Here is a 14,198-nt window from a genome sequence, read left to right as displayed (position 1 = left end):
CACGGTTTTTATTTTTTATATGTTACCCACACCGGCGATCCCCAGGCCATGGCGCCATCCTGCTGGATCACCCGTACATAATAATAACTTTCTCCTTGTTTTTTATCCCGGTAGCGGTCATCGGTAAACGTAAATTTAAACGTTCCGGTACCCGGCTTGTAGGTTTGCACAATGGCATTGTTCTTTATAATGTCTACCTGCTGAATGGCGGCCGTGCCGATGATGGTGGCATGGACCTGAACCGGTGTGGCACTCACAAATGATGCCCCCATCAGGTAGGTTCCGGCAGACCCGGTATGCTTTACATCCAGGATGATGTTATCCGTGGCAGCATAGGTGCGCCGGTGATCGATCGCCTCCCGCAATCCTTCCGGCGTCAGGGTCTCTGCAATCAGACAGGCATAGCTGATATGCGTGGAAATATGATCCGAAGATGCAATAAAACCCAGCTTGTATCCTTTGGCCAGCGCATTCCAGGCAAAGCCCAGGGGTTTAAAGGACGGGCTTTCCGGCGCCGAAGAGGCCCGGCCTACAGGGTGCGTGCTGTCCGGCAAGGCAAACAGTTTGTAGGGCCTTGGACTGCCCGGGTATTCATAGCTGTCGCGCATACCCTGGTAAATTTCCATCAGCGGTTCTACCAATGGATCATTATCCCGCCAGTCCGTGCCGCTGGTGCGCCCGGTGGTATGCGGAATGCTGAATCCTCCATGACGGCGCAGATACCAGTATAAGGCCCCGCTGCCTACATAGCCCCCGCGGGCCTCAAAAGCGCCGATGGGATAAATATAAGGAGTACCCCTTTTGGTGAAAAAGATATTGCGGTGCCCGTTGGGATATTCTACAGAGCGTTCGTATCCGTAAAAGGAAACAAAGGCATCGTGGATCTGGTAAAGATCCTGCAGCTTTTGGGTGTTCCACCAGTTGTATTCATCCCATACCGCATCCGTATGATTGGAGACGCCCACAAAATCCAGGGCCGCCGCATCCCGCGCATAGCGGTAGGCATCCAGTATGGACCCATCGTTACTGCCATCTACAGAAATATCGGTGTGCCGGTGCAGGTCACCCCGGTAGATGGCGTATTGTTTGGTCCCTTTTTTTATACGATAGTCGCGGATCCGCTCTACCGCTGCTTTTTCCGACGGATCAAAAGGCTGGTACGCGCGGGTTGCGCCGTCATAAGATACCAGTTCCGGCATTTTACCCGCTGTCCATTTCCCGATTTTTCCCAGCTCCACCTGCAGCTGGTTGTGCTGGTAGGTTTTCCGGTTGCGCAGGTCCGTGGCCCAGGCCGCCCAGATATTTCCTGCGGCATCCATCGCCGTTGCCGGCAGCATATCGTTCCGGCCGGCGCTTTGCGGAATGCAGATGGGCGGGCTCCAGCGGTCTTCCCTGTATTGCAGGGCCTGTATCTCAAACAGCGCCAGATCGATCGGTCCTTCCAAAGGCGTATCCGGTTCCCGCATTACCAGGTGCCGCACCAGCAACCAGGGATTGCCCTGTGCATCCATCTGCAATTGCGGCAGCTCCCAAAAATCTTTCGGGGGCAATACCGCTGACAACGCCTGTTTGGTGGTCATGATCCGGTCGCCATCCATACAGATCAATTTTACGGCGCGCGATTCATGCAGACGGGTTTGCTGCTGATCCAGCAGGAAGCCCACGTCTTTACCCCAGTTTGCGCCGGACTCGTCCCAGGCGATCCAAAGGCGGTTTTTTTGATCATAGGCAATGGAAGGATGCGCTTCGAACTTTTCCGTAGCGATCACGGCCTGCTCCGCCTGCCATTTGCCTTTTATATACCGCCTCAGGTAAATATCATAGCTTCCTTTTGCATATCCATCCCAGGCAATGGCTATACTGCCATCGGGTGCTGCAGCGACCGCCGGCCACCAGTTATTGCCCGCTGCGGACGCACCGTTGCTCACTTGCACGGCCTGCTTCCACACGCCCTTTTCCAGTTGTCTTGCGCAGATCTGACTGTTTCCTTTTCCTGTTTGCTGCCATACCAGCCATAGATTCCCCTGTGCATCGCTTGTTATCCGGTGATAAATATTCCGTACGGCTCCCCCTTTTGTAAGGCATTGAGTCGCAGACCAGCTACTGCCATTAAAATGTTTTGCATAGAGGTCAAAACGCCCTTTTACCTGCATGGACCACACCACCCAGATATTTCCCCCGGCATCCTCCGCCAGGGCCGTGGAAAAAATATCTGCCTGCCTGGTCAGTGTCACTGCCGGGTACCACACCGCATCCCTTTTGTATTGTACCACCAGCTTATCGGTCTTTCCGTCAAAAGCCTGCCGTGCCAGCCAGGTTGTTCCGTTCTTTGCAATGAGCAGCGACGGATAGTCTTCCTGGTCTTTGATCGAAGCCGTTACGGGCTCGGTGACCGGCGCGGCCTCCATCCGGATGCTGCTGTCCAGGAAATACGCAACCCGGTCACGCATCACTTCGGCCGGTACAAACCGAAAATCGCCGCCCGCGGTCTTCACCGACAGCGGCGTTGCCAGCGAGGAGCTTTGAAGACGCAGGATGATGCTGGGGCAAACAATTACCGGCTTGAGAACAGCTTCCCCGTAAAGGCTGTCCAGCTGGCCATGATCGTGCCATTCCGTAGTAGGCCCGTGTAAGGGAGAAGGACGTGTGCTGCAAATCCAGGAAGTGCTGTCCGGAAGGTAGTCATTGGGAAAAGGCGGATCCGGCAGCTTAATGCTGATGATCCCCTTTAACCAGCCCTTGGCCTCGTACTGATGATCGCGAAACCAGTCGGCCTGTACCGCTAATTGCTGACCGGCAGCAGGAATCACTGCCCCGTCCCAGGCCCTGGGTGCTTTATCCTTCAGGCCAAAGACGATGCGAAAAGATACGTTCTCCGCGGTGCTTTGGGCGGCCGCCCCGCAACTTATCAGCAGGAGTATTCCAATAATGATCGATCGCATGGTTCGGTCTGTTTTAAAAATTGAACTTTTATTGAGGGGCCGACCCAAAAGCGCGGACTAAAGATCAGCCGGGAATCCGGAAGGGCATTACCCGCTAATCGTTTCAGGACTTTCAATCCCGCCGCCTTACCGGCAAAAAAAACTTCCTGATCAGCCCCGTTCTTATTTTTTCCGGATGGTTACCGGCCGGCCGTAGGTATAACGCCCGCCTTTGTATCCCCACCAGCCCCAGTCATATACAACAAATACGGTATTGTCCTCTTTCATTTCCTCTATAGCCATATAGTGTGTGGTCGGAATGCCGGAGGTCAGCTGCTGCACGTTGCCCCAGGTATCGCCACCATCGCTGCTTACAGCAATGTAATTGCCGTTCCAGGGATGGTTGAATTTTTGCCAGCAGGCTTTTGCCGGTATGCGGATGCCAAAGGCCGCCACCAGAAGGCCGCTGCGCAATACGCAAAGATCCGGGTCCACCACGGCCCCGATGATCTCAACCGAGCTCTCGGTCACTAATTGACCTTTCCGTTTCACATCTTTAAACATCTCCCGCCATTTTTCCGTGGCATATACATCGCGGTCTGCAAACTGGATGGGCTCCGGCTTGCTCCAGGTCTTCCCTTCGTTATCGGAATACGCTTTGAACAGCTCCCTGCCGGTACGCATGAAACAAATGAGCCGGCCGGCATGCTTTCCCTTATTCACCCGGTTCAGCACCGGTTCCCCAAAGCCTTCCGTCTGTGCCTGTGGCATTGTCGTAATACTCGATACAAATTTCCAATGACGCCCCTTATTGGAAGAGCGGAATATCATGACCCTTGTCTTGATCATGCGCACTTCATAGTCCGATGGGCTCTTATCCCCTTTCTGCCATCCGTAGATGGTTGTCATAAGGTCGCCATTGGGCATTTCGATGATCCTGCGGTGCAGGCGCATGGCCACATGTGGGCGGCCGCCGTCATCAGAGGAAGCATAAAAGTTTGAATCCGGAATGTCAAATGTAGCCGTAACCGGTCCTTTGACCGTTTTCATATCGTCTGCCGAATAGAACATCAGCGTTTCGCCGGTATCGGGTTTGCTGCCGGGCGTCACATAGGTTTCCAGTCCCAGGATGGTGCCGTCTTTCAGCTGGATGATGCCGCCCTCAATGTTGATATCGTTCTTACCCGGCAGAAGGGGTATTTTCTTCCAGGTGGTTCCCTTATCCCGGGACACCACCGTATCTACCGCAAAAGGGTAATAGATCCGCTCCTGGGGCAGGGGTTTGTTGTGATTTTGCGCCTGCACCACAATGGTGTTATTACGGGTGATGAGCATGGAAGGCTGTAAGCCGTCCTCCCATATCATACGCTCCTCTCCATAGTCAAATTTTAACCGGTTATCGGTAAGCACCGTAACCGGCTCATTGTGCGCCACCACCCAATGTCCCTCTGCTATTGATTGTTTACCGGGAAACAGGCTTGTATTTACAAAAGGGATACCGGCCATTACAATGCCCGTGCGCTTTAAGAATGTTCTTCGTGATGATGGATGATTGTTCATATCATAAAATTGATTGGTATATTGATTAGTTTACGACCTCCAGCTCAAGGAGCTCCTGCCCATAGGCCGGCAGCGCCAGGTTCAGCGCTCCGTTCCGGAGCTGCATGCCGGTATAACGGCCCATTTTTTTACCGGTGAATAACGCCGTTACCCGGTAGCTTTTTGCATGTGCCCAGGGAACATTGACGGCTCGTGCAGCAGCCCCCTCCGAACCCCTGATGACCACTACCACTCCGGCGCCCTGCCCGTTCAGCTTGCCCCACCAGTGCCAGTCGGTCTCGGTAGGTTGCGGAACCCCACTGTATTGAAAGTGCTGATAGATATTGTATGCCTGCTGCAAGTATTTGAGCAGGTTAAAGCGCTTGCGGTAGTGCCCGATCTGCTCCTTTGTCAGCGAAGAAAGATCGCCCGCAAAGACCGTAGGCGCGCCCATCAGCCAGCTGCATACCTGGCGGTCCTGGACCTGCGGGGTCATACTGCCTTTAATGTTTACAGTATGCGCCGCGTAAAACTCTACAGAGTACAGCGGCAGGCCGCGATGACCAAAGTAGCGCTGCCGGGCTTCCCAGCAGCTATCGATCAGCTGCGCACGCATCTTCAACGGGTCATAGGGCCAATCCTGGCTTACCCGTTTACTGCCGTTGCCCGCGCCCTTGTAAGTATTAGGAGTGGTATGGAACGCACAGGCATATTTCAGCACCGCTATATCAGCCGGAGGGCCCGGCGTGCGCCAGTAAAGCTCATGCGTGAGCTGTGTCCAGATATCCGGAGCCAGGGCGCCCACACGTTCAGACATATGCAGCAAGCCCCTCAATCCGCGCAGCAGCGATTCTTTCCGGGTGCGGCTTTCATGTGCCTCAGCGATGTCCCCTTTGCTGATATTGGTCAGATCTACTTTCACATAGGTCATCCCGTATTTATCCCGCATGTACAGCAGGTCATTGGCAAAATAGTCGCGCCAGGGACCGGAGAAGCTCATCCCATATCCGCGCTTCGTGTTTTGAAAAAGCGGCAGCGACCGTCCGTCGGGCAAGGCCTTCAGGTCTTTTGCCTCGCTGCCCCGGAAACAGGAGATCCATAACCCCACCTGCAGCCCCTTTGACCGGATGTAGTTACAGGTTGCCACAAAATCCGGAAAAGTGCTGCCCGGTTCGGATCCGCCCGGAGCCGGCGTTGCGGCCCATCCTTCATCCAGCTGAAAGGTTTCAAAACCAATGGCAGCGGCGATATCCGCCTGCTGCCGCATATCGGCGTCGTTCAGTTTATCAAGAAAATTCGTATAAGAGCACCAGATGGGCGCGGGCACGTCTGCGGCGGCTGCACGCAGCCCTACGCATCCTCTCAGGAAATCTTTGAACGGCGTTTCCACCGCGCGGTCCAGGGGGGTTGAAACTCCACTTACCGTTGAAATGGCCGCTCCGGAAAAACCAAAATGAAATACGGGCTCGGTTGCAAAATGTTCCGAAGGCCCAAGTACCCATTCAAAATAATCCGCCGAATAACCCGTGCTGCCCGATGTACCGATGGTACGCACTGCAGACGGTACTTCACTGGTCACGATCACGCCGTGCGTATATTTTGTATCGCTAAAAGCCACAATACTGCTCTCCGCGCCCTGCTCAGCCGGGGTCAGCGGCGTTACAGTGCGGAAATCCGGCGCGATGGTCACCGCATCGATGGTAAACCGGTCAATCTTCAGCCAGTGCGCGCCATTGTTGATCACTTCGATCCATTTTCGGATGACCGGATACCCCTCGTATACCTCGTAAAAGAAGCTCAGGGTTACCCCCTGTAATGCCGGATCGTTCAATGCAGCAGCCCTCAGCTGCAGCCGGGTATGTCCTTCACGGGGATGCGTGATCTCCGTGGTCACCAGCTGAAATCGCGCCGACAGCTCCCGGCCGTTCACCATTGCCACCGGGTCCCAGCTCACCGGCTGATTGTCGCCTTTATTATTTACGGCTGAGCCATCGGCCCACTTCATCGAACCATCGGCCTGCAGCCGGATGCCTGCGGGCTGCCGATCCGGTACGGCACGGGAGAAGGATAAGCTGAATTCTGCCGCCGGCTCCGTCATCAATGCTTTTCCGCTTATAGACAGGTTCCGCGTAATGACCTGGTGGCTGCGGATGTCCAACACCCTTGTAAGGATGCCGGCGCGAATGGTTACCTGCTGATCCTGTATCGAAATGCTGCAAGCTTCCTTTTGCCGTGACCGGGAGGATGTTGTTTGATACTGCGCCTGTGCGTCGCCTGACGGCAAACCCACCAGCGGCAGGACACCGCCGAATACGGTTGCTGTTTTTATAAATTTTCTTCGGGACTCGTTGTTCATTGCCAAAAAGGTTATTCTTTATCGTTTATGACCGTATAAATATTCCGGGTAGTGCCATTGCATATTCTTCGAAACCTTCATGGTATCATTTTCCTGTGTCAATCTTTTCAGCTTATCCGGAAAGCGAAGGGGATCACCGGTTTCTTTCTGCCACCGGAACAGCGCCTTCAGTAACCGGCCTTTGACGGCGGCATAATGCGGATCAGCAGACAGGTCATAAAATTCATACGGATCCTTTTCCAGGTCGTACAATTGTACTTTTGCCGGCAGTATCCAGTCGTTATAGGCTTTTTGTATAAAGGCCGGAGCGCTCTTCAGTTCCTCCAGCGTAGGAGAACCGGCCACCGCGTCGGTGCGGGGCTTCAGGCTGTTCCGGGTATAGCTTACCGCCACCTCATTTTTACGGCCATCATCCAGCAAGGAATAGATGATCTTATAACGGCCGTCCCTCACCGCCCTCCGGGGGTAATACATCCCGATCTGATCGGCATTCTTTTCGGTAAAAAGATACTCCCTGAACTGCAGACCGGGTTTTGCGAACAGCGGCATCAGGCTTTTTCCGGTGAGGTTCCGGGGCTTTGCAATGCCCGCCAGCTCCAGCACCGTAGGCACTATATCGACCGAAGACACCAGGGCCTGCGACTGCATTCCCTTCCCGATCACTCCGGGCCAGGATGCGATGAACGGCACTTTATTGGAAGCTTCGTAGATATCAAATTTTCCCCGGGCCATCTCATCGCCATGATCCGACAAAAAGATCACGAGTGTATTGCGCAATTTCCCTGACTGTTCCAGCTGTTGCATCAGTTCTCCGATACACCCGTCCAGCCGCAGCATGCAATTGTAAATACTGCTGGTATAGCTGCGGATCCGTTCGTTATCGAACCCGATATACGGAAACGAGGTCACCTGCGCGGGGGTCACCGTTTTTGACGGTCGCCCTTCTACCTGGTCCTGGAAGGGCCAGTGTGTATCGGGGAAGTTCACCATCAGGAAGAATGGTTCATCTGAGGCCCGCATAAACTTACCGGCATAGGCCGCATAACGCTCCAGTCCTTTCTTTTCATAATTGGGACTTTTGATCGGGTGCTCATCGATCGGGAAAAGCGCTTCCGGCTTCAGATGCAGCTTACCGATCATCCCCGTTCTATAGCCCGCCTTTTTTAACAGGGCATAAATGGTCGGAACCTGCCCCACGTAATGGAAACCATGCGTCGTCAGCCCCAGGTGGCCACTTTGATGCGGGTACAGCCCGGTAAGAATGCTGCTCCGGGAGGGGCTGCAGACGGACTCCGTCACATAGGCGTTTCTGAACAGGATGCCCTGCCCCGCCAGCTGGTCGAGGTTGGGCGTTTGTACATTCGTATCGCCGTAGCAGGACAGGTGCGGACCATGATCTTCGGAAACGATCAGCAGCACATTGGGCTTCGTTTTTGCCTGCCCGTTAATGTATAGTGGTCCGATGGCTGCACAAAATAACGCAAAATATATAAGACCCTTTACTTTCATGATCCATGCTATTTACAGAGTTCCGGTTATTTCTGCTCCGGCTTCCAGTAAGTGGCGCCGATATAATATTTTCCAAAAAGATTGAAATAATACACGGTCATGATCCGCCCGTCCTCCATTTCAATCGACTCCGGATACCCGATGTCCCAGTTGATAAAGTCGCTGCGCAGTACTACCTCATTTTTTAAATCCCAGGTCTTGCCGTTGTCATAGCTGAAACAGGCGCGGATGCCTCCCGGCTCGGTATGCCGGCCAACCCCTTCGCGGATGCCATAAGTAGCCATCACCCTCCCATCCCTGAGCTGGATCAGGTCCACAGGATGCCCGATCATTTTTGTTTTAAATGGTGGTACCCAGGTTTTGCCGTCATCGTCAGAATAACTGATGTAGATGGCATTCTCATCCGCATGATTCCGCAAACCCGCGATCAGCCTTCCGCTTTTTGTGCGGACCAGGCCCGGTTCCAGGAATCCTTTTTGCTTTCCACCGGGATCTCCCGCAATGGTGGACACATATTTCCAGGTCTTTGCCTTATCCGTCGATTTCAGCAGAACGGATCCGATGTTCTTGGAATCGCCATTGATCCCATAACCGATCACGCCCATAACAATGCTGCCGTCCGGCATTTCAACCGGCGCATCGGTGGGGCCTTCCACACCGGTGAACGGTTTATCTTTCATATCGATAAAAGCACCCTGCTCCCATGTTTCCCCGTTATCCTTTGAGGTGATGAAATGCGCGCCGAGCCGGGCACGGTTCAGCGGCTTTAATTTTACCGTTCCTCCCCAGTTGTAGGTACCATCCGGGATGTACAGGTCATTATAAAAAATACCCACAATGATGGTACCGTCCTTTAACTGGATGCCGCATCCTTCCCGCTCATCCAGGTCCTTTATGGCGCTTACAACTTTTCGTCCGCCCCAGGTCTTGCCGTTATCTTTCGACCGCAGCATGACAATATCCCCGTCATTGGCAAAATGTTCCGTAGCCTCCCGTGTAAAGAGCAGGATATCGCCGTTCTTCAATTTGATAATGTCTGCGGGATGCAGGTGGCGATAACCGTTCGTATAAATGATCTGGTGCTCGAACTGGTTATTTCCAAGCTCTTTATTGTATAGCTTCGTTGCCAGGATGTCCGTATGCTCCATCAAAAGATTGATGTCCTTCTGCATTCCTTCGATCCGTTTTTCCAGTTTTTGTACAGTGGGTGTCTGCAGAACATCTTTATAGGCTTTTACCATGAACCAGCCATGGTCCCAGCCTTCAAACGGAAGCAGCTCTACCTGTATGGTGGCCGCCTTACCTGCTTCCAGGACCGAGGCCGGAACCGTCAGCTGATAAATACCGCTGTTCCCGTTCAGCCCAAACTGCCGGTGCTCGCCGGTATAGGGAAACTCAACCCTCTTCGAAATATATTTAAGCTCAAATGCTCCTTGCTTCCAGATAAAATCATGCGTTCTCCCGATGTTGAACGTAAGTGCATATTTACCATTTACACTTAAGCGCAGCTCCGGCCCGATAAGGAAGGCCGCCGGCAAAACGGCGCCGGAACCAATAAAGCTGAACGTAGTGGTCATCTTCTCCGGAACAACCGCCGTCTTCCACGATAAGATATTTTTCTTCATCTGCCCCTTTGCCCACCAGCCCGCGGTCATATATCCTTTTGTTTGCCCCCGGAAATCACGGACGGCCGCGCCTCTGTTGGCGTTGTAATGAAAAGCGACCGTGTCGAACCCTTCTATCTGCTGCCGCTCCTGGGCCGAAGCCGATCGCGCGATAAAAAATAACAGGAACAGGTAAAAGATTTGTTTTGATTGTCTCATACTTCTTGTTTAAATAATAAAGATCTGTTTTTAGTGCCGGGTAGCGGAACGCGGCACCGCCGCATCTTTCAGGTTCCAGATGGTGCTGCCCAAAAAATATTTTCCAAAGAGATTAAAATAATATGCGGTAAACACCTTCCCGCCTTTCAGCTCAACGGATTCCGGATACCCGATATCCATATTGATAAAATCGTTTCGCAACTGGACTTCTGTGCGGATGTCCCAGGTGTTGCCATTGTCGTTGCTGAAGCATGCCCGGATTCCGCCCGGCTTCGCATGCGCCTCCCGGATGCCATAGGTAGCCATGATCCGCCCATCCGTTAACTGGATCAGATCCACCGGATGGCCGATCATTGCCGTTTTAAAAACAGGCACCCAGGTTTTTCCGTTGTCATCAGAATAGGTCATCCAGATTGCATTTTCGTCGGCATGATTGCGCAACCCGGCTATGATGCGACCCGTTTTTGTACGCACAATGCCCGGTTCCACAAAGCCGCCCAGCCTGCCGCCCGGGTCGCTGGCAATGGTAGCCACATAGCCCCAGCTCTTGCCTTTGTCCGTTGACCGCAAAAAGACAGAACCGGTGTTTTTTGAATCGCCCTGCAGCGAATAGCCGATCACTGCCATACCGATGGAACCGTCTGGAAGCTCAATGGGCGCGTCTGTGGGGCCTTCCAGCCCGTTTACCGGCATGCCTTTTATGTCAATATACCGGGGCTCCGACCAGGAGCGCCCGTTATCGTTCGAGGTAATGATATAAGTGCCCAGCCGCGGGTGTACCGGGTCTTTGGGAAGCACCGATCCGGGTTTCCACAAAAAATAGCTACCATCCTTAAAATAGAGCTTGTTATAAAAAACGGCCATTACAATGGTACCATCCTTTAGCTGAAGGCCGCAGGCTTCCCGTTCATCTACTTCCGGGATGCTGGCAACCCATTGTTTCCCGCCCCAGGTTTTCCCCTGGTCTTTTGAACGCAATAAAAAGACGTCGCCATCATCGGAAAGATGTTCAGTACCCTCCCTGCTGAACAGCAGCCATTCGCCATTCTGCAGCGTTACCAGATCGGCCGGGTGCAGGTGCCGGAAGCCATCGGCATAGATCACCTGATGCTGGAAACGATCGGTGCCCAGCAGGCTGCTGTACAGCTGTGTGCCCAGCACATGTGTAAGCTCATTCAAAGTAGCCACATCTTTTCTCAATGTATTTACCTGTCCCTGCAGGTCTGCGATCGTTTCCTGCTTCAATACATCCCGGTATGCTTTTACCATAAACCAGCCGTTGGGCCACTGGGGAAACGGAAGCATTTCGGCTTCGATCACCGCGGGCTTGCCCGGTTCCAGCATTGAAGCAGGAATGGTAAGCTCGTACAGCCCGCTGTTGCCATGCAGCTGAAACTGCCGGTGCGTGCCAAAGTAAGGATACTCCACCCGCTTGGAGCTGTATCTCAACTTACAATCTCCCTCCGTCCAGGTAAAGTCCCGCAAGACCCCTGTTTTGAAAGTGAGCGCATACTGCCCGTTCACCGTAAGCTTTACTGCGGGGCCCCGGGAAAATTCCGCTGGCAACGGAGCAGAAGCGCCAACAAAAACAAACACGGTATTCTTTTTTTCCGGTACGGTTGCGGTCCGCCAGCGCAATATATTTTTTTTCATTTGCTCCGGCGCCCACCAGGCAGCGGTCATATACCCCTTTTTGGTGCCCCGGTAGTCTGTTGTAGCCAGCGTACGATTCCCGTTGTAATGAAACAGCACGGTATCGTAACCTTCTATCCTCTGAATGCCCTGGCCAACCAGTGCGGATAAGCCCATTGCCGCGCCACCTAAAAAAGCGGTAACAAAAAGGAGAAGCTTTCGTTTGCTCCCGGGCAATGTCTTTGTATGCTTCAGCATCATCTCTTTTATTTTTTCGCGTTTTTAAAATAGCGGTCCAGGAATACCCAGGTACGTGCATACGAATCCATACAGCTGGTATGCGGCAGACCAGGATAAAACTGGTATTCCTTTTTTTTGCTTTTTATTTTATCATACACCGCCTTAATGGTAGGCGCAGGGCACAATACGTCTTTGCCGCCGGCGTCCATGAATGCCGGTACGCTGATCCGGTACGCCAGCATATAAGGGTCAAAATAATCAAGTGTCCGGAACGCCATTTCATTATTGTTGCCAGCCCGGTCCAGCAATGACCTGGCAAGGGATGGCATGGTTGCTGCCAGCCTTAAATTGCAGAGAAAAGGCACGTGCGCCACCACGGCCTTAACGCGGCTATCCAATGCGGTAATGGCCAGCGCAATGCCACCTCCCTGGCTGGTGCCCACCATGGCAATACGGCTGGTATCAATATCAGGACGCGTTACCGCATAGTCGATCATACGGATAATGTCCATATACCCTCCCTGGTAATAATAGCCTTCCGGCGAAGCCAGTTTGGTGCTCAGCTTATCGCTGGTAATATTAAAATAATCAGACGAAGGGCCCTGTCCCCGCGGATATACATGCAATACAGCATACCCCCGCTGACATTCGCCGGGCTGCAGGCCCAGCCCGTTGCCACTGTACCCGGTGGTCGTTACCAGCAGCGGCCATGGTTTTGCCGGTGCCTCGCCCTGCACCGGAATGGAAAGATAACCCAGTACCGTAACATTATTGAGGCTCTTTACCGTAACTACATATTTTTTAAAAGGCAGCGCTTCAACCACCGGTACGGCTTTTGCATCCATCGGCACCGCCGCCAGCCTCTCCCTTGTTTTTTTCCAGAATGCATCAATACTGTCCCGCGGAGGCGTTCCCTTTGCCCGCACCGCCGCATGACCATACAAGGCCAGCAACACAACCGTCGTTATTGTGAAAATATATTTCATTTTATACATTTATTTTAAATAACGGCCCGCCGGACCGGACAGGCAGGCCTCGGCCAGCCCGCCTGCCGGTTGTGGCAGGCTCACTCCCTGTCAATCCCGGCAGCTGCCGGAACGGAGTGACCTCACCTCTCTATTTTGCTATAACACAACAATACGTTCTATATGCCCGGCCAACATCAACTGCCCGTAAGTGCAGCGGCAGACAATTCGTTTAGCAATGGCTGCCGATCCCGGAAGCGCTGTACATTTTCAAAGAAAATATCCCATACCCGCTCCAGGAAATACGGACTGGCACTGGATCCGGAAATATGGGGTGTAAGGATCACATTTTCCATTTCCCATAACGGATGCTCCGGCGGCATGGGATAGTGATAATGCGTATCCAGCGCCGCGCCGGCAAACCAGTGCTCTTTCAATGCCCGGATCAGGGCTGCTTCTTTGACCAGCGGACCACGCGCGGGGTTTAATAAAAATGCCGTGGGTTTTAATGACCTCAATTCTTCTTCTCCCACGATCCCCACTGTAGCCCCCGTTTGCGGAATGGCCATAATTAAAAAATCGGCAGATCTTAAAAACGCTTCTTTTTCATGCATCCCAAACACCCGGTCCGGCAGCAGTCCCTCCGGGTCGCCGGTTCCCGGAACACAATAAGCACTTTTCCGCGGCTTTACACCCGACCGGCTCAATACATGCACCGTCATTCCAAGTGTTTTAGCCAGCCGCGCCGTTTCCCGGCCAATGCCTCCATAACCCCAGATGCCTACCACTCTCCCTCTTATTTCGTCCTGGAAGCGTGCAGAACGATCCCAGATCTTTTGCTGCTGATTGTGCAGCATACCCCTGAAGTCGCGGGCCAGGTTGATCATCATGGCAATGTTCCATTCTGCGATGGGTACATCAAATACTCCTAAGGCATTACAACAGCGGACATTTCTTTCGGCAAATCCCTGGCCGATGAGTTGGGTATATCCCGCAGAAGCGATCTGTACCAGCTCCAGCTTTTTCATGGCCGTATGGTTCACAGGAGGAATCGTGCACAGTAAGAGGGCTCCATTTTCAATTTCAGATACCGGCCGTTCACGCGCGTTGTCTGCCGGCTCCGCAAGCACGCGGACCGTTATTCCATCCAATGCCTGTAATTTTTTCAGAACAGGCGCATATACCGGCAGGTCGATAATCAGTTCCATCATCC

8 protein-coding genes are annotated in these 14,198 nt (G+C 53.1%); all 8 read right to left on the bottom strand.

Going from position 1 to position 14,198, the window contains the following annotated elements:
• Positions 1 to 8 precede the first annotated feature (8 nt).
• Positions 9 to 2,942 (bottom strand): CehA/McbA family metallohydrolase domain-containing protein, encoded by a 2,934-nt coding sequence (locus tag B160_RS0114895; RefSeq protein WP_018628730.1) that lies wholly within the window; start codon positions 2,940 to 2,942, stop codon positions 9 to 11.
• A gap of 162 nt (positions 2,943 to 3,104) precedes the next feature.
• Entirely contained in the window at positions 3,105 to 4,481 is a 1,377-nt protein-coding gene (locus B160_RS0114890) for a sialidase family protein (RefSeq protein WP_157558066.1), read from the bottom strand.
• Between the two features lie 25 nt (positions 4,482 to 4,506).
• Positions 4,507 to 6,816 (bottom strand): alpha-galactosidase, encoded by a 2,310-nt coding sequence (locus B160_RS0114885; protein WP_018628728.1) that lies wholly within the window; start codon positions 6,814 to 6,816, stop codon positions 4,507 to 4,509.
• 18 nt (positions 6,817 to 6,834) lie between these two features.
• Positions 6,835 to 8,325, bottom strand: a complete 1,491-nt coding sequence (locus B160_RS0114880; RefSeq protein ID WP_018628727.1) for a sulfatase family protein — start codon at positions 8,323 to 8,325, stop codon at positions 6,835 to 6,837.
• Positions 8,326 to 8,351: 26 nt separating this feature from the next.
• Complete coding sequence (locus B160_RS0114875) at positions 8,352 to 10,148, bottom strand: sialidase family protein (protein WP_018628726.1); 1,797 nt, start codon at positions 10,146 to 10,148, stop codon at positions 8,352 to 8,354.
• Between the two features lie 30 nt (positions 10,149 to 10,178).
• Positions 10,179 to 12,041 carry a sialidase family protein gene (locus B160_RS0114870; RefSeq protein ID WP_018628725.1) on the bottom strand — a complete coding sequence of 621 codons (1,863 nt, stop codon included), beginning with the start codon at positions 12,039 to 12,041 and terminating at the stop codon, positions 10,179 to 10,181.
• Between the two features lie 5 nt (positions 12,042 to 12,046).
• The gene (locus B160_RS30710) at positions 12,047 to 13,006 is read right to left on the bottom strand and encodes an acetylxylan esterase (protein WP_169540080.1); all 960 of its coding nucleotides are present in this window, start codon (positions 13,004 to 13,006) and stop codon (positions 12,047 to 12,049) included.
• Between the two features lie 176 nt (positions 13,007 to 13,182).
• Entirely contained in the window at positions 13,183 to 14,196 is a 1,014-nt protein-coding gene (locus B160_RS30705; RefSeq protein WP_018628723.1) for a D-2-hydroxyacid dehydrogenase, read from the bottom strand.
• Between the last annotated feature and the right edge of the window lie 2 nt (positions 14,197 to 14,198).

The organism is Niabella aurantiaca DSM 17617, from assembly GCF_000374125.1.
GTDB classification, from domain to species: Bacteria; Bacteroidota; Bacteroidia; order Chitinophagales; family Chitinophagaceae; genus Niabella; species Niabella aurantiaca.
Note: the sequence above shows the minus strand (reverse complement) of the source record. Positions and strands in the feature narration are given on the sequence as shown.

What these genes read in the sequence shown, in the direction of transcription:
- B160_RS30710 (WP_169540080.1), bottom strand. Translation starts at nt 13,006, where the DNA reads ATGAAATATATTTTCACAATAACGACGGTTGTGTTGCTGGCCTTGTAT.
- B160_RS0114870 (WP_018628725.1), bottom strand. Translation starts at nt 12,041, where the DNA reads ATGATGCTGAAGCATACAAAGACATTGCCCGGGAGCAAACGAAAGCTT.
- B160_RS30705 (WP_018628723.1), bottom strand. Translation starts at nt 14,196, where the DNA reads ATGATGGAACTGATTATCGACCTGCCGGTATATGCGCCTGTTCTGAAA.
- B160_RS0114890 (WP_157558066.1), bottom strand. Translation starts at nt 4,481, where the DNA reads ATGAACAATCATCCATCATCACGAAGAACATTCTTAAAGCGCACGGGC.
- B160_RS0114895 (WP_018628730.1), bottom strand. Translation starts at nt 2,942, where the DNA reads ATGCGATCGATCATTATTGGAATACTCCTGCTGATAAGTTGCGGGGCG.
- B160_RS0114880 (WP_018628727.1), bottom strand. Translation starts at nt 8,325, where the DNA reads ATGAAAGTAAAGGGTCTTATATATTTTGCGTTATTTTGTGCAGCCATC.
- B160_RS0114885 (WP_018628728.1), bottom strand. Translation starts at nt 6,816, where the DNA reads ATGAACAACGAGTCCCGAAGAAAATTTATAAAAACAGCAACCGTATTC.
- B160_RS0114875 (WP_018628726.1), bottom strand. Translation starts at nt 10,148, where the DNA reads ATGAGACAATCAAAACAAATCTTTTACCTGTTCCTGTTATTTTTTATC.